Below are 20932 nucleotides of genomic sequence, written 5' to 3'. Positions count from 1 at the left end.
GCAGGCATGCGCCTGCGGGACGTTGCCACGGAGTTTTCCAAGATGTCATTCGAATCGCTGGGCCTGGCGCCCTTCCTGCTGCGTGCCCTGTCCGAACAGGGCTACGAAACCCCCACCCCGATCCAGCAGCAGGCCATCCCGCTGGTGCTGGAGGGCCACGACCTGCTCGCCGGCGCCCAGACCGGCACCGGCAAGACCGCCGCCTTCGGCCTGCCGCTGCTGCAGCACCTGGGCACCGCCCCGCAGGCGGTGGGCCACGGCCCGCGCAAGCCGCGCGTGCTGGTCCTCACCCCCACCCGCGAACTGGCCACCCAGGTGCACGACAGCCTGCGCGGCTACGGCAAGCACCTGCGCATCCCCAGCGCCGTGATCTACGGCGGCGTGGGCATGGGCAACCAGCTCGACGCGCTGCGCCGCGGCGTGGACCTGCTGGTCGCCTGCCCCGGCCGCCTGATCGACCACATGGAGCGCCGCAGCGTCGACCTGTCGGGCATCGAAGTGCTGGTGCTGGACGAGGCCGACCGCATGCTCGACATGGGCTTCCTGCCCTCGATCAAGCGCATCCTGGCCAAGCTGCCCAAGCAGAACCGGCAGACCCTGCTGTTCTCGGCCACCTTCCCGGAAAGCATCAAGCAACTGGCGATGGAGTTCATGCGCAACCCGCGCCAGGTCCAGGTCACCCCGCAGAACACGGTGGCCGAGAACATCTCCCACCGCGTGCACCCGGTCGACGCCGCGCGCAAGCGCGAACTGCTGCTGCACCTGCTGGCCGCCGATGCGCGGGTGCAGACCCTGGTGTTCGCCAAGACCAAGCACGGCAGCGACAAGCTGGCCACGTTCCTGGAGAAGTCCGGGGTGCAGGCCGCCGCGATCCACGGCAACAAGAGCCAGGGCCAGCGCCAGCGCGCCCTGGGCGACTTCAAGTCGGGCAAGGTCAAGGTGCTGGTGGCCACCGACATCGCCGCGCGCGGCATCGACATCGACCAGTTGCCGCGGGTGATCAACTACGACCTGCCGATGGTGGCCGAGGACTACGTGCACCGGATCGGCCGCACCGGCCGCAACGGTTCCAGCGGCGAGGCGCTGTCGCTGGTCTCGCAGGAGGACGCCAAGCTGCTGCGCCAGATCGTGCGCCTGCTCGACCGCGACATGGAGATCCGCGACCTGCCCGGCTTCGAGCCGCAGGTGCCGATCCGCTGGGGCAACAGCGCCCCGGGCAAGGCCGAGGTGCCCGGCGGCGAGCGCGCCCCGCGCAAGCCCGGTGGCGGCCGCGGCCGCCGTCCGCATGCCGGCGGCGGCGATGGCCAGCGCCATGCGCATGCCGGCGCCAAGTCGCACGGCGGGCCGCGCGAGGCCGCGCGCAAGCCGGCCGAGGCCGGCCGCGGGCGGCGGCGTGGAGGCGGCAACCCCGGCGGCGGCGGGCCGCGACGCGACGCCACGCGCTGACGCGCCGCGGAAAACCGGTACGGACGCGAACGGCAGCCACAGGGCTGCCGTTCGCATTTGCCCGCCCCGACCTCAGAACGCCCAGCTCAGCGACACGCGGAAGTTGCGCCCCGGCTCGCTGTAGCGGCCGATGCCCTCGTCGGTGGCATAGCCGTACAGGTAGAAGTCGCCACGGGTCACGTTGCGGATCCGCGCCCACTGGTAGTACTTCTCGTCGAACAGGTTGTAGACGCCCGCGTTGACCCGCAGGCGCTCGTTGAACTGGAAGCTGCCGAACAGGTCGGCCACGGTGTAGGCCTCGCTCAGGAACGGCTCGGCCACCGCGCCGAAGACGTCCGGCTCGATATGCACGTCGCCGCGCTTCTTGGCCAGCGCATGAGTCAGGTTGCCGGTGATGCGCAGGCGGTTGTCCAGCCCCTGCCAGCTCAGGCCCAGCAGCCCGCGGTCGGGATTGATGCTGTCCAGCGGGCTGCCGTCCTTCTGCTCGCCCTGGCTGTGCGAGGCGACCGCGCGCAGCAGCCAGGCCTCGCCCAGCCGCCACAGGCCCTCCAGCTCCACCCCCTTCACCGTGACCTGGCCGACGTTGGCCAGGGTGTTGTAGTCGTAGCCCAGGCGGGTGGTGCACACGCCGCGGGTACAGGTCCGGTACTCGGTGCCCGGGTTGGCGGTCAGGCGCACGCTTTCGATGAAGTCCTCGTAGCGGTCGCGGAACACCGACACGCCCAGGCGCGCGTTCTCGCTCTCCCAGCGGTAGCCCAGCTCCAGGTTGAGGCTGGTCTCCGCCTCCAGGTCCGGGTTGGCCGCGCTGGTCGGCACTTCCACGGCATTGCCGGTGGCCACCTCGTCGATGATGGCGGTGCTGGTCGGTGCGTACATCTCGCCGGTGGTCGGCGCGCGGAAGCCGCGGCCGGCCTGGAACCACAGCGACTGGCTGGGCAGGAACTCGTAGCTGATGCCCACCTGACCGCTCGGCGCGGAGAAGCTGACGTCGCGCACCGTGCCGGTGTCATCGCCGAAGGTCTCGCTCAACCGCGGCGAGTAGTCGTAGCGGTCGTAGCGCAGGCCCAGGGTCAGGCGCACGCGGTCGTCGTGCAGGGCGATGCGGTCGCGCAGGTAAAGATTCCACGAGGTCGCCTCGGTGCCGGGCACCTGCGCCGGGTCGATCGTGGCGGTGTCCAGCTCACCGGCGTTGTTCCAGCGGTAGTCGATGGCGGTGAAGTCGATGTCGCGCTGCTGCCAGGCCGCGCCGTAGGCCAGCGCATGGGCGCCGGCGCGCTTGTCGAAGTCCAGCGCCACCCGGTCCAGCACCTGTCCGGTCGAGCGGTCCTCGGCGCGGTCGCAGGGCAGCGCCGGGGTGCAGGGCGTGGTGCCGGGCGTGGGCGTGGGGTTGGCCGAGGTGCCGCTACCGGTCAGCACCCGGGTGATGCCGCGGCTCTCGGTCTCCTGGCGGTCGATCTTCGCCTCCAGGGTGTCGAAGGCGGCGTTGCCGGCGGACCAGGTGTAGCGCAGGCCGTAGCGGTCGCGGTCGTTGCTGTCCTCGCCCCAGCGCTCCATGTAGCTGGGCGGTGCCACGCGGGTGAGGTTCTCGACCAGGTTCTCCACCCGGTTGCGCTCGTAGACGACGCCCAGCCGGTGCGCCTGGCCGATGACGAAGTCGATCTTGCCCAGCACGTTGGTGCTGTCGTGGTCGATCGGGTCGGGCAGGCGGCGGGCACTGCCGATCTGCGCCTCGGTGCTGTCGTACCAGGCCTCGGCCTCGTGGGCCTTGCGCCGGGTGTAGACCAGCATCGACTCGACGATGCCGCTGCGGTTGGCCAGGGTGAACGAGCCCAGCTTCTCTTCGTTGTAGCCGGTGTAGCCCAGCTTGAGGCTGCCGTAGGTGTCGTTGCCCTGGGCCTTGAGGTAGTCGGCCGGGTCCTTGGTGGTGAACATCACCGCCCCGCCCAGCGCGCCGCTGCCGGCGCCGATGGAGTCGGCGCCCTTGACCACCTCCACGCTCTTGAGCGAGTCGATGTCCACCCCGCCGCGGCCGGCGCGGAAGAACTCGTAGCTGCGCGCGGTCTCCAGGCCCTCGGCCATGCTCAGGCCGTCGATGGTCATCGCCACCCGGTCGCCCTCGATGCCGCGGATGTTGAAGCCGTTGTCGCCGAAGCGGCCCAGGTCGGCGATGCTCACGCCGGGGATGTAGCGGGTCAGGTCCTCCATGCTCTGCGCCATCTCGTCCTCGAGCTGGCGGGCACCGAGCACGGTGACGTTCTGGTTGGCCGAGCGCGCCTTCTCGCGCTCGCCGTGCACCTGGATGGCGTCCAGGGTACTGGCGCCGTCGGTCGCGGCGGTGGCCGCAGGCTCGGCATGGGCCGCCGCCGCCAGGCCGGCGCCGATGGCCAGGGCGAGCAGGGTGTGGGATGTCTTCATGGTGGAACTCCGCAGGTTGGAAGTGGGGAAAGGCATTCCCGCCGCTTGGCGGGCACTTCCTGGCTGCGGTATTCGCCACGTGCGTGGCCTCGCGTCGCTGGGAACCGGGCGCCGGCCGTGCCGGCGTCCCGCTAGTCGGTCCGGCAGACCGGGCGCAGGTCGATCCGCCCGATCTCGGCATGGCCCCGCGCCGAGGCCGCGCGCGCCTGCGCGCTCCAGTCGAAAGGCAGGTGCAGCGATTCGCGGCCGCCGTGCTCGCGCGCGGCCTGGGCATGCAGCACGTAGGCGCCCGCCGCGACGGCGCGCCCGGCATCGTCGCGGCCGTCCCAGCCGACGCGGTAGGCGCCGGGCCTGCGCGTGGGCCGGGCGATGCCCTGCGCGGCGGCCGGGTCGTTGCGGCCGTAGTGGCGCCACCAGGCCGGCAGTTCGCCCAGCCAGCGGCCGCGATCGCCCAGCACCAGCAGTTGCCGCACCGGGGTGCCGTCGGCGCGCGCGATCCACAGCGCCAGGTAGGGGTTGCGGTAGCGGTCGGCCTCGATGCCGGGGATCTGGTAGTCGACCTGCAACCGGCACGGCTGCGCGCGCCGCGCCGGCACCGTGCCGGCGAAGGCCGGGTCCAGGTGTTCGGACCAGCGCGCGGAGGCGAAGGGCACGCCCTGCTCGCCCACGATCAGCGCGGCCACCCCGGGCAGGCCATCGACCAGCGCCAGGCCGTCGCGGATGGGCATCACCGTCAGTGCCGTGGCCAGCGCGTCGGCGGTGGCCGCGTCCGGCGCGACGACCGTGGCCGAGGGTGCATAGACGACCGGCCAGCCGTCGGCCGGATCGAGGATGTGGCTGAAGCGCCGCCGGCCCACGCGGTAGCCGCGACTGGAATGGCCGCTGGCGGCCACCGCGCCCGCGCGCACGCGCAGGCGGGCGATGCCGCGGCTGTCGCCGTTGTCCTCCGGTGCGGCCGGGTCGGCGACGACCACCGGCCATGGCCGGCCATCGTCGCCCTCGCCCCAGTAGGCGCCATCGCCGCCGATGTCGAGCGCGATCCCGCGCACCTGCGGGAACCGCGCGCGCAGCCGTTCCAGCGTGCGGTCGAGGATGTAGCCCTTGGCCAGTCCGTCCACGTCCATGCGCACGCCGTCCGGGAGCGCAAGCGCCGGCGCCTGCGGGTCGAACCGCGCCGCGTCGATCGCCCGCGCCGCCCGGCGCAGTGCGGTGCGCTCGGGCAGCGCCGCCTCCGCCTCGGCCTGCCGCCAGCGCCCGGCCAGCGCGCCCAGCCGGCAACTGAAGGCGCCGGCGGTGCGCGCGCGCCACTGTTCGCACGCCACCAGCACCTCGCGCAGCGCGGCGGGCGGATCGGCATCGGCGGCACCCGCGTTCAGGCGCGCCAGCGCGCTGTCCGCGCGCCAGCCGCTGAGCACGGCGTCCTGCCGCGCGATCTCGTCCAGCGCCTCGGCCAGCATGCGCTGGGCGGTGGCCGCGTCCGTGCCGGCCACCTGCAGTTCCAGCGAGGTGCCCAGCACCGGCTCGCGATGGAAGCGCTCCACCGCGCCGGCGTGCGGCACCATGGCGCAGGCCAGCACCAGCCCCCATGCGCCGGCCCCTGGGGCATGCATCGTCTTCGTTCCTCCCGTCGGCCGTTCAGCGCGCGGCGGCGGCCGGCGCGTGCGGATGCGGGGCGGCGGCCGGCGGCGGCGGCGCGGCCGCCGCATCGGCGGCGTCGACCGTGCCGTTGCCGTCCACGTCGGCGCGCTCGAACAGGCGCTTGCCCGAAGCGGCGTACTCGTCCCACGACACGCGGCCGTCCTTGCCGGCATCCAGCGCGCCGAAGCGCACCCGCGCCTGCTGCAGCGCCGCCTCGCGCCGGGCGGCGATCTGCCGGTCCAGGCGGTCCTCGAACTCGGCCAGGTACTCGTCCTTGTCCAGGCGGCCGTCGCCATCGGCATCGATGCGGGCGAAGGCCTCGGCGCGCCCGGCGTCGTACTCGGCGCGCGGGACCTCGCCATCGCCATCGCGGTCGTACATGGCCAGCATGCCGGCGCGGCTGTGCGTGGTCGGCATGCCGATCGGGTCGCGGCTGGCCACGCCCATGCGCACCGGCGCCTGCGGCTTGCCCGCGCTTTCCAGGTAGGCGGCGTAGGCGCGCTCGCCGGAGGCGTCGTACTCGGCGCGGCTCACGTAGCCGTCGCGGTCGCGGTCCAGCGCGGCGAAGCGCGTGTGGGTCTGCCTGACCTGGCCCGCGCGCGCGGCCTCCATGCTGCGGTCCAGGCGCCCGGCGTATTCGTTGACGTATTCCTCCACGTCGACGCTGCCGTCCCCGTCCTCGTCGGTAGCGGCGTAGCGCGCGCGGCGGAAAGCCTCGAACGCGGCGGCGTCGACCTTGCCGTCCTTGTCCTCGTCGAATTGTTCGAGGAACGACGACGGCGCGGCGCGATGGTTCTCGGCCGGGCGCAACGCCTGCCGGCCGCCGGCCTCGGCGGCGGCCGGCGCCTGCGCGGATGCCGGTGCCAGACAGGCGGCAAGCGCCAGCGCGAGGACACTGGAAGCGATGGGATGCATGGTCTTTCCCCTTGTCGGAAGTGGAGCGGGTTATTGCTCGAGCACGCGGAAGGTCAGCGTGTAGCCGTGGCTGTACTCCGGCGCGGCGGCACCGGCGGGCGCCGGCGCGCGATGCCGCACCAGCGCCACCCAGGTGCCGGGCCGGTCCAGGTTGAAGGCGGCGCGGCCCTGCGCGTCGGTCAGCAGCGAGACCTCGGCCGGCTTGCGGTCGGAGGTCCACACCGCCTCGACGATCTCGACCTTGTGATCGGCCAGCGGCCGGCCGTCGAAGCGCACCTCGAACTCGAAGCGCTCGCCGGCGTACAAGTCGCCCGGGTGGGTCAGCGGCACCAGTTCCAGGCCTTCGCCGTGCGGCCGCAGCGCGGCGCGGTCGGGCGCGCCCACGGTCAGGTAGGTCTCCGCGCGCGTGCGCGACTGGAAGTGGGACAGCAGCTTCGCCCCGGCCGGAAGCGGCTGGGCCGCGTCGCGGCTGCCCTGGGTCTTGCCGTCCAGTTCCCAGGTGCGGAACACCGCGCCCAGGCGGTGGCCGGTGCCGACCCGGTAGGTGCCCGCGCCGACCAGCCGATGCTCGACCACGGTCCGGGTCTTGAGCACCTGCACGGTATCGGGGACGGTCCTGGCGCCGTCCGGGCCGGTCACCTCGAAGCTGCCGTTGTCGAAAGCCACTTCCGGCACGAAGAAGGTCTCGGCGAAGGAGGCGTCCAGGGTCACGGTGGACCCGGCACGCGGGGCGAATTCGGAGGGGGCCAGGTAGGGCGTATGCGCCTGCAGCGTGCCGGGGAGGAACACGGCGGGGAACAGCGCGGCCACGGCCAGCGCAAGCGACGGGGAGAGCTTCATGCGGATACCTTCCTCAAGCGACAGACGAAGAGCGCTGGCGCTTCGGATCGGCTCCGAACGGCTGGCAGTGAACGAGGTGCGCAGTTTATACGCTGTTGAGAATCATTTACAACATGTGAAGACCCTCCCTCGATTGCCGTCCCCCTGGCCGCGGCCGACAATGCACGGATGGATATCTTCAAGGTCTTCACCCTGGAGGCGGCGCACCGCCTGCCTCACGTGCCCGCCGGCCATAAGTGCGCGCGGTTGCACGGCCATTCGTTCCGGGTGGAGATCCACGTGTCCGGCCAGCCCGACGCGCACACCGGTTGGGTGATGGACTTCGCCCAGATCAAGGCCGCGTTCGAGCCGCTGTACGACCAGCTCGACCATCACTGCCTCAACGACGTCCCAGGGCTGGAGAACCCCACCAGCGAGCGCCTGGCGATGTGGATCTGGGACCGCCTCAAGCCGGCCCTGCCCCTGCTCAGCGAAGTGGTGGTCCACGAGACCTGCACCTCCGGCTGTCGCTACCGCGGCTGATCTGCCGGCAAGGCGACGCGGAAAATCGCGGCGGCCTCAAGCCGGGAGGCCGGGCACGGGGTTCGGCGCCCTTTTTCTTGCGCTCAACGCATTGATTATTCAGCGTTTCCAAGAATTCCTGAAGAATTTCGCCTTGCGGTGTTGCATTGCAGCAAAAGCTGCCGTATGCTGCGTCGCACCATAGAGGTAAATCCCGCACGGAGTACGCCATGTCCTACCAGTTCAACGACCAGTTCAGCGCTTACACTCATCAGTTCGCCGCTGCCGCCGCGCGCGTGAACCGCCTGGCCCTGGAAAGCGCCGAGACGGTGTTCGGGGTGCAGTTGCGCACGTTCGAGAAGAACGTCGACGCGGCCACCAGCTACCTGGGCGAGCTCGCCGAGGCCCGCGACCTCGAGGCTTACAAGACCCTGTGGCCGAAGGCCCTGCAGGTCGCCCGCGACAACGCCGAGCGCGTTGCCGCCGCCGGCCAGGAAGTGTTCGGCCTGACCCTCAAGACCACCGAGGCGCTCGGCCAGTTGGCCAAGAACCAGTTCGAAGCCGCCACCGACCAGGCCGAAGCCACGGTCGCCAAGGTGGCCAAGGCCGCCAAGCGCTGATCTTCCGCTCCACGTTCAACCGAATTTGCGCGGCTCCCTCCCGCCGCGCAAAGCCAGGACCCGGCAGCCTCCCCTCCCGCTGCCGGGTCCTTTTTTTTTGCGTTTCCGCCAAGCCTGGCGCGGCTGTGCCTAGGCCGGCGGCGACAGGCGGACGGCGAGCGCGGACGGCTGCGGGTCGCGTACGTACGGCAGGTGGCCCAGGCAGGGCGCGGACAACCGCGCGGACAGCAGCTCCAGGTTCTCGCGGCGGCAGGCCATGCCCGGGTCGACCTCGCTGGCGATCCAGCCAACCAGTGCGCCGCCGTCGGCCGCGATCGCCGCGGCGCTCAGGCGCGCATGGTTGAGGCAGCCCAGCCGCATCCCCACCACCAGCACCACCGGCAGGCGCAGCGCGCGCACCAGGTCGCACTGGTCCAGATCGACCGCCAACGGCGCGGCCCAGCCGCCCACGCCCTCGACCACCACCACGTCGGCCTGCGCGCGCAGGCGCTCGAATGCCCCCAGCAGCGGCGGCAGCGCGACTTCGACGCCGGCCGCGCGCGCGGCCAGTTCCGGCGCCAGCGGCTCGGGCAGCGCGAACGGATTGAGGTCGTCGTACGCCGGTGAGGGGTGGCTGGCGGCCTGCAGCGCCAGCGCGTCCTCGTTGCGCCACCCTTGCGGCGTGCGTGCGCAACCGCTGGCGACCGGCTTCATCCCCACCGCGCGCAGGCCGCGCGCGCGCAGGGCGTGCAGCAGGGTGCAACTGGCCAGGGTCTTGCCGGCGCCGGTGTCGGTGCCGGTCACGTAGAGTCGGTCGGTCACGGTTGCAGGCATGGAGGCTCCGGTTGCGGGGGGCGCGGCAGCGCGGCCGGTGCGGCGCGCGGAGAGGCGATCCATCGGGCGTGCGCGTCGCCGGGCCGGATCGCCGGCAAGGCGCACGCACGGCTTGTGTCCTGGATCATCGGCCCTGAATGATACGCCCGGCATCGGCAACGACGCGCCGGCAGCGGGGTAACATGCGCGCATGTCCTTCTCCACCATCCCCCTGAGCGGCAGCAAGCCTGAGCGCTACGCGCAACTGCTGGAACAGGCGCGCGCCCTCATGCACGGCGAGCACGACCGCGTCGCCAACGCGGCCAACCTCTCGGCGCTGGTGTACCACGCGCTGCCGGCGCTGAACTGGGTGGGCTTCTACTTCTACGACGGCACCGAACTGGTGGTCGGCCCGTTCCAGGGCCTGCCGGCCTGCATCCGCATCCCGCTGGACAAGGGTGTGTGCGGCGCCGCCGCCAGCACCCGCGCGACCCAGCGCGTGGCCGACGTGTTCGCCTTCCCCGGCCACATCGCCTGCGACTCGGCGTCGCGTTCGGAACTGGTGGTGCCATTGCTGCGCGGCGGCGAACTGGTCGGCGTGTTCGACCTGGACAGCCCGCAGCCGGACCGGTTCGACGCCGACGACCAGCACGGCCTGGAAGCGATCGCCGCGGCCTACGTGCAGGCGCTGCGATGAGCGGCACCGACACGCTGCGCAACATCGGCCCCAAGAGCGCGGCCTGGCTGCGCCAGGTGGGGCTGCGCAGCGCGCAGGACCTGGCGGCCGCCGGTGCGGTGCAGGCCTTCGTCAGGGTCCGGCGCGCCGGCTTCCGGCCCAGCCTGAACCTGCTCTACGCGCTGGAAGGCGCGCTGCAGGACTGCCATTGGCACGACGTTCCCGAGGCGCGCCGGCAACAATTGCTGGCCGAAGTGGAAGAGGCCAGCGCCGCGCTGCCAGCGGCGCGCGGCCGCCCGGTGGGCGGGCCGGTGACCACCACGGCCTTCTACGGCGGCAACGCCGAGGAGGACGGCAGCAGCCGCGCCGGCGAGCAGGAAAAAACCTCCCCGGACGCGGAAGACGGCGGCGACCGCCCTGCCTGATGAGCCCGCGCAGGCGCCACGATGCAGCCCGTTCATCCGTGATTGGCGGGCATGCCTGCACAAGCCCGTGTGGCCTCCGCATCGCCACTTCCTGCAACGCTTGCCGAGCGCCGACGCCGCTCAGCCCATGAAGAGCAGTGCGCCGAGAACCAGCGCCAGCAGCAGCAGCGTCTCCATCGCTTCGATGCCCGCCCCCAGGCAGTCGCCGGAAATGCCGCCCAGCCGGCTCCGCCAGTAGCCCACGCCCAGCATCGCCAACGACGGCGCCAGCAGCAGCGGCGGCGCCAGCCACAGGCTCAGCGCGCCGAGCAGCAGCGCCCAGCTCCATAGCGCGCCCGCCCCCAGCCGCCAGGCGAAGCGCTCGGCCATGCCCGCTGCCTGCAGCGGCGGCAGGCGCCGGCTCCACAGCAACGTGGACCAGCGGCACCAGGCCGGCAGCAGCACGATGCCGCATGGCCAGGGCGATCCGGACAGTTCGAACAGCAGCACGCCCTTGAGCAGCAACTGCATGGCGATGGCGACCATGCCGAACGCGCCAAGGTGCGGGTCCTTGAGCACTTCCAGGAAGCGCTCCGGGCTGCGGTGCGCCGCGCCGAACGCATCGGCCACGTCGCCCAGCCCGTCCAGGTGCAGGGCGCCGGTGACCCACACCCACAGCAGCAGCGCCAGCACCGCCGCCAGCGCCGGCCGCGCGTCCAGCGCCCACAGCGGCGCCAGCAGCAGCGCGCCGATCAGCAGGCCCACCAGCGGGAACCAGCGCGCGCTGCGGGTGAGGTCGTCGGCGCGGAAGTCGCGCACCTGCGGCGTCGGCAGCCGGGTCATGAACTGCACCGCCAGGACGATCTGGCGCAGGATCATGGCTGCTGCAGCTCCAGCAGCTCGCCCCACAGGCGGCCATCGCCTCCGGCCTCCACGCGCAGGCGCAGGCGGCTGCCGTAATCCAGCCGCAGCGTCCAGGCCTGCGCCAGCGGCCAGCCGCACGCCTGCGACAGCGCCATGCGCAACGGCCCGCCATGGCTGACCACCAACACCGGCGCGGCATCGCCGGCATCGCCTTCGAGCAACCCACGCAGGCGTGCTTCGATGCGGCGGGCGAAGGCATCCCACGGCTCGCCGCCCGGCGGCGGGTGGGCGAGCGGATCGGCGTGGAAGGCGGCCACGGCCGCCGCCGGCAGTTCGCTGCCGGAACGGCCGTCCCACTGGCCGAAATCGAGTTCGGCCCAGCCTTCGTCCAGTTCCACCGGCAGCCCGCGCGGAGCGGCCAGCGCTTGCGCGGTATCGCGCGCGCGCCGGCGCGGCGAGGCGACCACCCGCGACCAGTCCAGTCCCGCATAGCCTGCGCACGGGGCGTCGCAGGCCCCGGGCGACAGCGGCGGATCGCTGCGGCCGTCGAGATGGCCGGCGCGGCCGGTGGAGGCGTGGCGGAGCAGGTCCAGGATCACGCGGCGTGTCCGTCGCGGCCGGCCACCGCCGCCTCGGCGAAGGTCGCCATGCCGTTGTGCAGGGCGCAGGCCAGGCGCAGCAGCGGCAGCGCCACCGCCGCGCCGGAACCCTCGCCCAGGCGCAGGTCGAGCTGCAGCAGAGGCTCGGCCCGCAGGCAATCGAGCACGCGCGCATGGCCGCGCTCGGCCGAGCGGTGCGAGAACAGCAGCCAGTCGCGCACGCCCGGATTCAGGCGCACCGCGGCCAGCGCGGCCACCGAGACGATGAAGCCGTCCACCAGCACCGGCGTGCCTTGCTGCGCGGCGGCGACCATCGCCCCGGCCAGGGCGGCGATCTCCAGCCCGCCGGCGCGGCGCAGCGCTTCCGGCACCGGGCAGGACGATCGCGCCACCGCTTCGCCATGCAGCGCCAGCGCGCGTTCCAGCACCGCCTGCTTGTGCCGCTGCCGCGCCGGGTCCAGGCCGCTGCCGGCGCCGACCACCTCGGCCAGCGGCAACGGCCCCAGCAGCGCGGCCAGGGCGCTGGCCGAGGCGGTGTTGCCGATGCCCATCTCGCCCAGCAGAAGCAGGTCGGCAGGCGCGGCGCAGGCGGCATCCAGCCCGCGGCGGCCGGCGTCCAGCGCATGCGCCAGCGCCGCCGCATCCATCGCCTCGCCGGCGCTGAAGTCGGCGGTGCCGCGCCGGCACTTGTCGGCGACCACGCCGTCGATCGCCTCGGTGGCCAGGGTGCCGACGTCGTGCACCCGCAGCGGCAGCCCCAGCTCGCGCGCCAGCACCGAGATCGCCGCGCCGCCGCCGACGAAGTTGCGCAGCATCTGCACCGTCACCTCGGCCGGGTAGGCCGACACGCCCTGCGCGGCGATGCCGTGGTCAGCGGCGAACAGCAGCGCCGGCACCCGCGCCGCGCGCGGCCGCGCACGGCCCTGCAGGCCGGCCAGTTCCACCGCTACCGCCTCCAGCCGGCCCAGCGCGCCGGCGGGCTTGGTCAACTGCGACTGCCGCGCCAGGGCCTGCTGCCGGTAAGCGTCGGAAACCGGGCGGCAGGGACGGTGGAGCCAGGCGGGGATCATCGGCGGCCCAGGAACGCGGAAACGGCCGGCATTCTAGCCCCCGCGCCGGCGCCACCCGCTTTTGCCGGCACCCGGCCGATCGCATAGACTGCGCGCACTTTCGGGTGACCTGCAGCCTCGCGCGGCGGGTTGAAACGGGAAGCCGGTGACCCCGGGCGCGGCCGCGACGGCCGCCTGCCGGGCATTCCGGCGCTGCCCCCGCAACGGTAGGCAGGACCATCTGGGCACGACGCCACTGTGCATGCGCATGGGAAGGCGCCCGGATGGGGAAGGCAGCGCGCCTTCCGGCCTGCGAGCCCGGAGACCGGCCCGGAAGACGACTGGTTGCGATGCGGAGGGCATGGCGGCGGCAGCGCGCCGTGCATGCATGGCTCCCTCCGTCGGCATTCCTCTCCTCGGCAACCCCCAAGCCAACGTTCGCGCGGGAGCGCGCGACGCCAGGAGACATCCATGAAGCCGCAGTACCTTCCCCTTTCCCTCGCCGTGGGCGTGGCCCTGCTGGCCGCGCCGGCCTTCGCCCGCGAGGCGGCCACCGACCTGGACGGGGTCGTGGTCACCGGCACCCGCACCGAGGTGGCCGTCGAGGACAGCCTGGTGCCGGTGCAGGTGATCGACCGCGCCGCGATCGAGCGCAGCCAGGCCATCTCGCTGCCGGACCTGCTGCAGGGCCGCGCCGGCATCAACCTCACCCAGCAGGGCGGCCCCGGCAAGCTGACCTCGCTGTTCCTGCGCGGCACCGAGTCCGACCACGTGCTGCTGCTGGTGGACGGCATGCGGGTCGGCTCGGTCAGCAGCGGCATGCCGGCGCTGCAGGACCTGCCGATCGACCAGATCGAGCGGGTGGAGATCGTGCGCGGCCCGCGTTCGAGCCTGTACGGCTCGGAGGCCATCGGCGGCGTGATCCAGGTGTTCACCCGCGCCGCCGGCCCCGGCCTGCGCCAGGACGTGGCCCTGGGCGTGGGCAGCCACGGCCTGCGCCAGGCCAGCGCCGGGCTGTCCAACCGCGGCGAGCGCGGCTGGGTCTCCGCGCGCGCCGGCTACCAGGAAACCGACGGCATCGACGCCTGCCGCGGCACCGCCGCCGGCTGGGGCGCGGGCTGCTTCGCCGACGAGCCCGACCGCGACGGCTACCGCAACGCATCGGTCAACCTGCGCGCCGGCCTGGCCCTGACCGACACGCTGCGCGTGGAAGGCCACCTGCTGGACGCCAGCAGCTTCAACGAGTACGACGGCAGCGTGTTCGGCGGCAACGAAGCCGAGAATCGCCAGCAGGTGCTCGGCGGGCGGCTGGACTGGCAGGCCGGCGAGCGCGTGGCGCTGCGCGCCCAGTTCGGCCGCGGCAACGACGATGCCGACAGCTACTTCGCCGAGGGCGGCGCGCGCAGCCTGGTCAGCGTCTTCGATACCCGCCGCGACCAGGCCTCGCTGCAGGCCGACGTCGGCTTCGGCAGCGACCAGTTGCTCAGCGCCGGGCTGGACTGGCAGGAAGACCGCATCACCAGCACCACCGCCTTCGACGCCGACAACCGCGACAACCTGGGCGGCTTCGTCGAATACCAGGGCCGCTTCGGCGCGCATACCCTGCAGGCCAGCGTGCGCAACGACGACAACGAGCAGTTCGGCAACCACAGCACCGGCAGCCTGGGCTACGGGCTGGCCCTGGGCAACGGCTGGCGCCTGACCGCCAGCGCCGGCACCGGCTTCAAGGCGCCGACCTTCAACGACCTGTACTACCCCGGCTTCAGCAACCCGGACCTGCGGCCGGAGGAATCGCGCAGCGCGAACCTGGGCGTGGCCCAGTACGGCGACGGGTGGAACTGGACCTTCAACGTGTTCGATACCCGGATCGAGCGGATGATCGGCTACGACGTGGGCTTCAACCTGGTGAACATCGACCGGGCGCGCCTCCGCGGCGCCGAGCTGACCGGCTTCGCGACCCTGGCCGGCGTCCAGATCAACGCCGAGCTGAGCCATGTCGACCCGCGCAACGACAGCGACGGCATCAACGACGGCAACTGGCTGCCGCGGCGCGCGCGCAACACCGGGCGGGTGGACCTGGACCGCGCGTTCGGGGCGCTGAAGCTGGGCATCAGCGCCAAGGGCGCCAGCCACCGCTACGACGACGTCGCCAACGGTACGCGCCTGGCCGGCCACGGCACCGTCGACCTGCGCGTGGAATACGCGCTGGCCCGGGACTGGACCCTGCAGGCCAGGGCCAGCAACGTGTTCGACCGCCGGTACGAGACCATCGCCTGGTACAACCAGCCGGGCCGCGAGTACGGGCTGAACCTGCGCTGGCAGTCGGCGCGCTGATCCACCGCCGCCCCGGCACGCCCGCCCGCCGCGCATGGCCGGGCGGGCGCGCCGCCGGGGCGTAACGCAGCATTGCGCAGGTGGCGGCGGTGGCGCGGCGGGCCGAGCCTATACTCGGTTTCCCCCAATGCTTCCCGGGATGCCCCCCATGCCCGCCAGCCGCACGACCGTGGCCTCCAACGACGCCGCACGCCTCCTGCGCACTCTCTGCAACCACTGGCGCCACAAGTTCGAGTTGCGGCGCGACAGCGACACCCATGCCCATATCCCCTTCGCCGAAGCGGCCACGGCCGATTTCGACGTGGAGGGCGATGCCCTGGCGATCCGCGTGGTCCACGCGGATGCCGCCGGGCTGGCCCGGCTGCAGCAGGTGATCGAATCGCACCTGCAGCGGTTTGCACGCGACGAGACCCTGGCGTTCGACTGGCGGGACTGAGCCGGCCCGGCGCACCGGCCGCCTCCGCGCGGCCGAGTGCGGGCACCGCCTTTTCCGCGAGGGGCCGGCTTCAGCCGGCGCCCCGATTTCCTATCGCTTCACCGACGCGCCCATCGGCGGGCCCGGATCGAACAGTTCGCCCTGCGGCACCCTTTCCTCCGGCTCGCGGAAGCCGGACAGGCCGACGCCGACCAGGCGATAGCGCGTCTGCGCCGGCAGCGCGACCCGGTCGCGCAGCGCCACCGCCAGTTCCGCCAGCTCGCCGGCCGAGGCCGGCGGCTGTTCCGGCGTGTGGCTGCGGGTGAGGATGCGGAACTGGGCGGTCTTGAGCTTGAGCACCACGGTGCGGGCCACCCGGTCGGTCTTCCTCGCCGCCTGCCAGGTGTTCGCCGCCAGTTGCCGGATCGCCGGCGCCAGCGCGTCCAGCGGCAGGTCCTGGGCGAAGGTGTCCTCGGAGGAGACCGACTGCACCGGCTGGTCCGGCTCCACCGGGCGCTCGTCGATCCCGCGCGCGCGGCGGTACAAGGCCGCGCCGAAGCTGCCGAAGCGCCGCTGCAGTTCTTCCAGCGGCATCCCGCGCAGGTCGCCGACGGTGGCGATGCCCAGGGCTTCCAGCTTGCCCCGCATCACCCGGCCCACGCCGGGAATGCGCCCGACCGGCAGCGGCGTGAGGAAGCGCTCCACCTGCCGCGGGCGGATCACGAACAGGCCGTCGGGCTTGTTCCAGTCCGACGCGATCTTGGCCAGGAACTTGTTGGGCGCCACTCCGGCCGAGGCGGTGAGCCCGGTGTCCCGGCGGATCCGGGCGCGGATCGCCTCGGCCACGGCGGTGGCGCTGGGCAGGGCCGATCGGGGCACGGTGACGTCGAGGTAGGCCTCGTCCAGCGACAGCGGTTCGACCAGGTCGGTATGGGCGAGCATGATCTCGCGCACCTGCCGCGACACGGCCTTGTAGCGGGCGAAATCCGGCGGCACGAAGACCGCCTGCGGGCACAGCCGCTCGGCGCGCACGGCCGGCATCGCCGAGCGCACGCCGAACTTCCTGGCTTCGTACGAGGCCGCGCACACCACCGAGCGCGCGCCGCGCCAGGCCACCACCACCGGGCGCCCGCGCAGCGAAGGGTCGTCGCGCTGCTCCACCGACGCGTAGAACGCGTCCATGTCGACGTGGATGATCTTGCGCGGCGGCGCGGCCTGCAGGTCCATGCGTGCCTATTCTGCGCCGTGGGGCGCGCAAAGAGGTGTACCTTGCGGGGGCGCGCCCCGCGCCCGGTGCCCGTGCCACCGGATACACGCCGACCGGGCCGCCAGCCCGGACCGCCGCCGGCCACCGTTCCCGCCTGGCCGCCCCCACCCAACACACGCCGGCGTATGTCCAAACATTTGATTGAAACGTCATCCCTCAGGCACGCTTTAGCGTTTTCTCCCCCGGACTCTGCATGAATCGCGCATCCTCGTTCACCCGCGAACAACTGCTCGCCAGCGGTCGCGGGGAACTGTTCCCCACCGGCGACGCCCGCCTGCCCGCCGATCCGATGCTGATGTTCGACCGCATCGTCGAGATCAACGACGACGGCGGCGCGCACGGCAAGGGCTTCATCCGCGCCGAACTCGACATCCGCCCGGACCTGTGGTTCTTCCAGTGCCACTTCATCGGCGACCCGGTGATGCCCGGCTGCCTGGGCCTGGACGCCATGTGGCAACTGGTCGGCTTTTACCTGACCTGGCTGGGCGCGCCCGGGCGCGGCCGCGCGCTGGGCTGCGGCGAGGTCAAGTTCACCGGCCAGGTGCTGCCCAAGGCCAAGCTGGTGACCTACGAGATCGACATCAGCCGCGTGATCAACCGCAAGCTGGTGATGGCCCAGGGCGACGCCCGCATGTCCGTCGACGGCCGCGAGATCTACACCGCCAAGGACCTGCGCGTGGGCCTGTTCACCTCTACCGAGAACTTCTGAGCATGAGCCGTCGCATCGCGATCACCGGCATGGGCATCGCCTCCTGCCTGGGCAACGACCTGGATACCGTGTCCGCCTCGCTGCGCGAGGGACGCGCCGGCATCCGCACCCTGCCCGACTCGGTCGAGCGCGGGCTGCGCAGCCAGGTCGGCGGCCCGGTCGAGCTGGACCTGGACGCGGCCATCGACCGCAAGCTCAAGCGCTTCATGAGCGATGCGGCCGCCTACAGCTACGTGTCCATGCGCGACGCCATGGCCGACGCCGGCCTGGACGAGGCGCAGGTCAGCCACCCGCGCACCGGCCTGATCGCCGGTTCCGGCGGCGGCTCCAGCCGCTGGCAGGTGGAGGCGGCCGACCTGCTGCGCGCGCGCGGCGTGCGCAAGGTGGGCCCGTACATGGTGCCGCGCACGATGTGCTCGACGGTGTCGGCCAACCTGGCCACGGCGTTCAAGATCAAGGGCCTGAGCTATTCGATCGGCGCGGCCTGCGCGACCTCGGCGCACTGCATAGGCGCGGCCGCCGACCTGATCCGCCACGGCGCCCAGGACATCGTGTTCGCCGGCGGCGGCGAGGACCTGGACTGGACGATGACGGTGATGTTCGACGCGATGGGCGCGCTGTCGTCCGCGTTCAACGACCGTCCGGAAGCGGCCTCGCGGCCGTACGACGCCGGCCGCGACGGCTTCGTCATCGCCGGCGGCGGCGGCATGCTGGTGCTGGAGGACTGGGACCACGCGGTGGCGCGCGGGGCGCGCATCCATGCCGAGCTGGTCGGCTACGGCGTGACCTCCGACGGCGCCGACATGGTCGCCCCGTCCGGCGAAGGCGCGGTGCGCTGCATGCGCATGGCGCTGGAAGGGATGCAGGGCCGCAAGGTCGACTACCTCAACACCCACGGCACTTCCACCCCGCTGGGCGACATCACCGAGCTGGCCGCGGTGCGCGAGGTGTTCGGCGCGCAGGTGCCGCCGCTGTCCTCGACCAAGGCGCTGTCCGGCCACTCGCTGGGCGCGGCCAGCGTGCACGAGGCGATCTACTGCCTGCTGATGATGCGCGACGGCTTCATCGCCGGCTCGGCCAACATCGAGAACCTCGACCCGCAGGCCGAGGGCTTCCCGATCGTGCGCCAGAGCCGCGACGCGCGCCTGGACCTGGTGATGTCCAACAGCTTCGGCTTCGGCGGGACCAACGGCACGCTGGTGTTCGCGCGGGCCTGAGCGGGTCCATCCGCAAGAAGAGCCTCCTTTGGCAAAGGCGGCGCGGCGAAGCCGCGGGGGATTCGGAAGCCGATGCGCGGGGCCCGAAGTTCGTTCAGCGGACTTCGGGGACCGGGTCCGCATCGCGGGACTGGCCTTTCCCCATGCCGCTATGCCGCAGCAGCGCGTCGATGCTCGGCGCGCGGCCGCGGAAGGCGGTGAAGTTCTCCAGCGCGCTGCGGCTGCCGCCGCGCGAGAGCACCTCGGCCAGGAAGCGCGCACCGGTCTCGGCAAGCCGGTCCGGGGCTTCCTCGAACGCGGCGTAGGCGTCGGCGCTGAGCACCTCGGCCCACTTGTAGCTGTAGTAGCCGGCCGCGTAGCCGCCGGCGAAGATGTGGCTGAACTGGTGCGGGAAGCGATGCCAGGCCGGGGCGCGGTTGACCGCCACCTCGTCGCGCACCCGCTCCAGCAGCCGCAGCACGCTGTCCCGGGCCGGCTCGAAGCGGCTGTGCAGCTCCATGTCGAACAGCGCGAACTCCAACTGGCGCACGGTGAACATGCCGCTCTGGAAGTTCTTCGCCGCCAGCATCTTCTCGAACAGCTCGCGCGGCAGCGGCTGCCCGGTATCCACGTGCGCAGTCATCGCCCGCACCCGTTCCCACTCCCAGCAGAAGTTCTCCATGAACTGGCTGGGCAGTTCCACCGCGTCCCACTCCACACCGTTGATCCCGGCCACCGGCAGCTCGCCGATGGCGGTCAGCAATTGGTGCAGGCCATGGCCCATCTCGTGGAACAGGGTGGTGACCTCGTTGTGGCCGAAGGTGGCCGGCTTGCCGTCCACGCCCTTGCCGAAATTGCAGACCAGGTACACCAGCGGGGTCTGCGTGCCGGAAGCCTTGGCCCGCCGGTTGCGGCAGTCGTCCATCCAGGCGCCGCCGCGCTTGCCTTCGCGCGCGTACAGGTCCAGGTAGAACTGGCCGAGCAGACGGCCGTCGCCGTCCTCGACGCGGTAGAAGCGCACGTCCTCGTGCCACACCGGCGCGCTGTCCGGCTTCACCACGACCCGGTACAGCGACTCGATCACGCCGAACAGGCCGGCCAGCACGCGTGCCTCCGTGAAGTAGCGCTTCACCTCCTGCTCGGAATAGCTGTAGCGGGCCTGCTTGAGCTTCTCGCTGGCGTATCCCAGGTCCCAGGGCTGGAGTTCGTCCAGGCCCATTTCGTCGCGGGCGAAGGCTTCCAGTTCGGCGCGGTCGCGGCGCGCGAACGGCAGCGCGTGGCCGGCCAGGTCGCGCAGGAACTCCAGCACCTGCGCCGACGACTGCGCCATCTTGGTCGCCAGCGAGTATTCGGCATAGCTGGGGAAGCCCAGCAGCGCGGCCAGTTCGGCGCGCAGCTCGAGGATGCGGCCGATGTGGCCGCTGTTGTCCAGCTCGGCCGGGCCGGCCTCGGAGGCGCGCAGGCCGTTGGCCCGGTACAGCGCCTCGCGCAGGCCGCGGTCGTCGGCATAGGCCTGCGCCGGCAGGTAGCAGGGCATCTGCAGGGTCAGCTTCCAGCCGCGGCGCTTGCCCGGCGCGCGGCCGTCCTTATCCGCGGCCGCGCGCGCGGCGGCCACGACCTCGGCGGGCAGCCCGGCCAGCCGCGCCTCGTCCTCCACGTACAGCGCGAACGCGTCCGTGGCGTCGAGCACGTTCTGCGAGAACCTGGCCGACAGCGCCGCCAGCTCCTCCTGCACCGCCGAGAACCGCGCCTTGGCCGCATCGTCCAGCTCGGCGCCGCCCAGGCGGAAGTCGCGCAGCGCGTTCTCCACCACCTTGCGGCGGACGGCATCGTAGCCGGCGTATTCCGGCGAGGCCGCCAGCGCCTTGTACTGCGCGAACAGGGCCAGGTTCTGGCCCAGCGCGCTGCCGAAACGGGTCACCTTGGGCAGGTTGGCGTTGTAGGCCTCGCGCAGCTCGGGCGTATTGACCACCGCCTGCAGGTGCCCGACCTGGCCCCAGGCCCGCCACAGCCGCTCGGTGGCGTCCTCCAGCGGGGCGAGGAAGCTGTCCCAGGTGACCGGCGCGACGTTCTCCGCGGCCACCACCGCGGCCTGCGCCTCGGCCAGCAACGCATCGATGGCGGGGCCGACGTGTTCGGCGCCGATCGCATCGAAGCGCGGCAGGCCGGAGAAGTCGAGCAGGGGATTGTCCATGGAGGCCTCGGTAGACGGTACGGATCGAGCGGCGCGGCGCACGCGCGCCGGCCCATCG

19 protein-coding genes and 1 riboswitch are annotated in these 20932 nt (G+C 72.4%); of the genes, 9 read left to right on the top strand and 10 right to left on the bottom strand.

The annotated features are described in order from the left end of the window. The first annotated feature begins 42 nt into the window (after positions 1-42). Positions 43-1446, top strand: a complete 1404-nt coding sequence (locus tag HNR76_RS00670; protein ID WP_162310753.1) for a DEAD/DEAH box helicase — start codon at positions 43-45, stop codon at positions 1444-1446. Between the two features lie 72 nt (positions 1447-1518). Here HNR76_RS00670 and HNR76_RS00665 read toward each other — a convergent pair whose 3' ends face one another. The 4 genes from HNR76_RS00665 to HNR76_RS00650 all read right to left on the bottom strand — a co-directional run bounded on the left by HNR76_RS00665 (position 1519) and on the right by HNR76_RS00650 (position 7254). Further along, positions 1519-3861: a TonB-dependent hemoglobin/transferrin/lactoferrin family receptor gene (locus HNR76_RS00665; protein WP_162310754.1), complete on the bottom strand. Its 2343-nt coding sequence runs from the start codon at positions 3859-3861 to the stop codon at positions 1519-1521. Between the two features lie 131 nt (positions 3862-3992). Beyond that, positions 3993-5471 carry a DUF2271 domain-containing protein gene (locus HNR76_RS00660; protein ID WP_162310755.1) on the bottom strand — a complete coding sequence of 493 codons (1479 nt, stop codon included), beginning with the start codon at positions 5469-5471 and terminating at the stop codon, positions 3993-3995. A 25-nt stretch (positions 5472-5496) separates the two neighbouring features. Further along, a complete protein-coding gene (locus HNR76_RS00655) occupies positions 5497-6414 on the bottom strand; it encodes an EF-hand domain-containing protein (protein WP_162310756.1) in 918 nt (305 codons plus the stop codon). Between the two features lie 30 nt (positions 6415-6444). Further along, positions 6445-7254 carry a DUF4198 domain-containing protein gene (locus HNR76_RS00650; RefSeq protein ID WP_162310757.1) on the bottom strand — a complete coding sequence of 270 codons (810 nt, stop codon included), beginning with the start codon at positions 7252-7254 and terminating at the stop codon, positions 6445-6447. 168 nt (positions 7255-7422) lie between these two features. Here HNR76_RS00650 and queD point away from each other — a divergent pair, with 168 nt between their 5' ends. Both queD and HNR76_RS00640 read left to right on the top strand, forming a co-directional pair. Further along, a complete protein-coding gene (queD, locus tag HNR76_RS00645) occupies positions 7423-7776 on the top strand; it encodes a 6-carboxytetrahydropterin synthase QueD (protein ID WP_162310758.1) in 354 nt (117 codons plus the stop codon). 209 nt (positions 7777-7985) lie between these two features. Beyond that, complete coding sequence (locus tag HNR76_RS00640; protein ID WP_162310759.1) at positions 7986-8375, top strand: phasin family protein; 390 nt, start codon at positions 7986-7988, stop codon at positions 8373-8375. Positions 8376-8504: 129 nt separating this feature from the next. Here the strand turns inward: HNR76_RS00640 and bioD are convergent, their stop codons facing one another. Then, positions 8505-9188 carry a dethiobiotin synthase gene (gene bioD / locus HNR76_RS00635; protein WP_162310760.1) on the bottom strand — a complete coding sequence of 228 codons (684 nt, stop codon included), beginning with the start codon at positions 9186-9188 and terminating at the stop codon, positions 8505-8507. A 190-nt stretch (positions 9189-9378) separates the two neighbouring features. Here bioD and HNR76_RS00630 point away from each other — a divergent pair, with 190 nt between their 5' ends. Together HNR76_RS00630 and HNR76_RS00625 are read left to right on the top strand one after the other, a co-directional pair. After that, positions 9379-9864 (top strand): GAF domain-containing protein, encoded by a 486-nt coding sequence (locus HNR76_RS00630; protein WP_162310761.1) that lies wholly within the window; start codon positions 9379-9381, stop codon positions 9862-9864. Then, the gene (locus HNR76_RS00625; RefSeq protein ID WP_162310762.1) at positions 9861-10268 is read left to right on the top strand and encodes a TfoX/Sxy family protein; all 408 of its coding nucleotides are present in this window, start codon (positions 9861-9863) and stop codon (positions 10266-10268) included. The genes HNR76_RS00630 and HNR76_RS00625 overlap by 4 nt, the downstream gene beginning before the upstream one ends. A 120-nt stretch (positions 10269-10388) precedes the next feature. Here HNR76_RS00625 and cobS read toward each other — a convergent pair whose 3' ends face one another. The 3 genes from cobS to cobT are packed head-to-tail and all read right to left on the bottom strand — an operon-like array spanning position 10389 to position 12780. Next, positions 10389-11126: an adenosylcobinamide-GDP ribazoletransferase gene (cobS, locus tag HNR76_RS00620; protein WP_170298595.1), complete on the bottom strand. Its 738-nt coding sequence runs from the start codon at positions 11124-11126 to the stop codon at positions 10389-10391. After that, positions 11123-11710 (bottom strand): histidine phosphatase family protein, encoded by a 588-nt coding sequence (locus tag HNR76_RS00615; RefSeq protein WP_162310763.1) that lies wholly within the window; start codon positions 11708-11710, stop codon positions 11123-11125. The genes cobS and HNR76_RS00615 overlap by 4 nt, the downstream gene beginning before the upstream one ends. Then, positions 11707-12780 carry a nicotinate-nucleotide--dimethylbenzimidazole phosphoribosyltransferase gene (gene cobT / locus HNR76_RS00610; RefSeq protein ID WP_162310764.1) on the bottom strand — a complete coding sequence of 358 codons (1074 nt, stop codon included), beginning with the start codon at positions 12778-12780 and terminating at the stop codon, positions 11707-11709. Before cobT ends, HNR76_RS00615 begins: the two co-directional genes overlap by 4 nt. Positions 12781-12865: 85 nt before the next feature. After that, positions 12866-13107, top strand: a riboswitch (cobalamin riboswitch). Positions 13108-13230: 123 nt separating this feature from the next. Here cobT and btuB point away from each other — a divergent pair. Continuing rightward, entirely contained in the window at positions 13231-15093 is a 1863-nt protein-coding gene (gene btuB / locus HNR76_RS00605) for a TonB-dependent vitamin B12 receptor (protein ID WP_162310765.1), read from the top strand. Positions 15094-15241: 148 nt separating this feature from the next. Continuing rightward, positions 15242-15529: a DUF2218 domain-containing protein gene (locus tag HNR76_RS00600; protein WP_162310766.1), complete on the top strand. Its 288-nt coding sequence runs from the start codon at positions 15242-15244 to the stop codon at positions 15527-15529. A gap of 90 nt (positions 15530-15619) precedes the next feature. Here HNR76_RS00600 and dinB read toward each other — a convergent pair whose 3' ends face one another. After that, entirely contained in the window at positions 15620-16735 is a 1116-nt protein-coding gene (dinB, locus tag HNR76_RS00595) for a DNA polymerase IV (RefSeq protein WP_162310767.1), read from the bottom strand. A gap of 233 nt (positions 16736-16968) precedes the next feature. Here dinB and fabA point away from each other — a divergent pair, with 233 nt between their 5' ends. Together fabA and fabB are read left to right on the top strand one after the other, a co-directional pair. Then, positions 16969-17484: a 3-hydroxyacyl-[acyl-carrier-protein] dehydratase FabA gene (gene fabA, locus HNR76_RS00590; protein WP_162310768.1), complete on the top strand. Its 516-nt coding sequence runs from the start codon at positions 16969-16971 to the stop codon at positions 17482-17484. 2 nt (positions 17485-17486) lie between these two features. After that, positions 17487-18701: a beta-ketoacyl-ACP synthase I gene (fabB, locus tag HNR76_RS00585; RefSeq protein WP_162310769.1), complete on the top strand. Its 1215-nt coding sequence runs from the start codon at positions 17487-17489 to the stop codon at positions 18699-18701. A 94-nt stretch (positions 18702-18795) separates the two neighbouring features. Here fabB and HNR76_RS00580 read toward each other — a convergent pair whose 3' ends face one another. Beyond that, entirely contained in the window at positions 18796-20874 is a 2079-nt protein-coding gene (locus tag HNR76_RS00580) for a M3 family metallopeptidase (RefSeq protein ID WP_162310770.1), read from the bottom strand. Between the last annotated feature and the right edge of the window lie 58 nt (positions 20875-20932).

Source organism: Pseudoxanthomonas broegbernensis, assembly GCF_014202435.1.
Taxonomy (GTDB): domain Bacteria; phylum Pseudomonadota; class Gammaproteobacteria; order Xanthomonadales; family Xanthomonadaceae; genus Pseudoxanthomonas; species Pseudoxanthomonas broegbernensis.
This window is presented reverse-complemented; position numbering and strand designations above follow the sequence as displayed.

Bases quoted from the DNA above. Each gene is read 5' to 3' on its own strand.
- HNR76_RS00670 (WP_162310753.1), top strand. From the start codon at position 43: ATGTCATTCGAATCGCTGGGCCTGGCGCCCTTCCTGCTGCGTGCCCTG.
- HNR76_RS00665 (WP_162310754.1), bottom strand. From the start codon at position 3,861: ATGAAGACATCCCACACCCTGCTCGCCCTGGCCATCGGCGCCGGCCTG.
- HNR76_RS00660 (WP_162310755.1), bottom strand. From the start codon at position 5,471: ATGCATGCCCCAGGGGCCGGCGCATGGGGGCTGGTGCTGGCCTGCGCC.
- HNR76_RS00655 (WP_162310756.1), bottom strand. From the start codon at position 6,414: ATGCATCCCATCGCTTCCAGTGTCCTCGCGCTGGCGCTTGCCGCCTGT.
- HNR76_RS00650 (WP_162310757.1), bottom strand. From the start codon at position 7,254: ATGAAGCTCTCCCCGTCGCTTGCGCTGGCCGTGGCCGCGCTGTTCCCC.
- queD (WP_162310758.1), top strand. From the start codon at position 7,423: ATGGATATCTTCAAGGTCTTCACCCTGGAGGCGGCGCACCGCCTGCCT.
- HNR76_RS00640 (WP_162310759.1), top strand. From the start codon at position 7,986: ATGTCCTACCAGTTCAACGACCAGTTCAGCGCTTACACTCATCAGTTC.
- bioD (WP_162310760.1), bottom strand. From the start codon at position 9,188: ATGCCTGCAACCGTGACCGACCGACTCTACGTGACCGGCACCGACACC.
- HNR76_RS00630 (WP_162310761.1), top strand. From the start codon at position 9,379: ATGTCCTTCTCCACCATCCCCCTGAGCGGCAGCAAGCCTGAGCGCTAC.
- HNR76_RS00625 (WP_162310762.1), top strand. From the start codon at position 9,861: ATGAGCGGCACCGACACGCTGCGCAACATCGGCCCCAAGAGCGCGGCC.
- cobS (WP_170298595.1), bottom strand. From the start codon at position 11,126: ATGATCCTGCGCCAGATCGTCCTGGCGGTGCAGTTCATGACCCGGCTG.
- cobT (WP_162310764.1), bottom strand. From the start codon at position 12,780: ATGATCCCCGCCTGGCTCCACCGTCCCTGCCGCCCGGTTTCCGACGCT.
- btuB (WP_162310765.1), top strand. From the start codon at position 13,231: ATGAAGCCGCAGTACCTTCCCCTTTCCCTCGCCGTGGGCGTGGCCCTG.
- HNR76_RS00600 (WP_162310766.1), top strand. From the start codon at position 15,242: ATGCCCGCCAGCCGCACGACCGTGGCCTCCAACGACGCCGCACGCCTC.
- dinB (WP_162310767.1), bottom strand. From the start codon at position 16,735: ATGGACCTGCAGGCCGCGCCGCCGCGCAAGATCATCCACGTCGACATG.
- fabA (WP_162310768.1), top strand. From the start codon at position 16,969: ATGAATCGCGCATCCTCGTTCACCCGCGAACAACTGCTCGCCAGCGGT.
- fabB (WP_162310769.1), top strand. From the start codon at position 17,487: ATGAGCCGTCGCATCGCGATCACCGGCATGGGCATCGCCTCCTGCCTG.
- HNR76_RS00580 (WP_162310770.1), bottom strand. From the start codon at position 20,874: ATGGACAATCCCCTGCTCGACTTCTCCGGCCTGCCGCGCTTCGATGCG.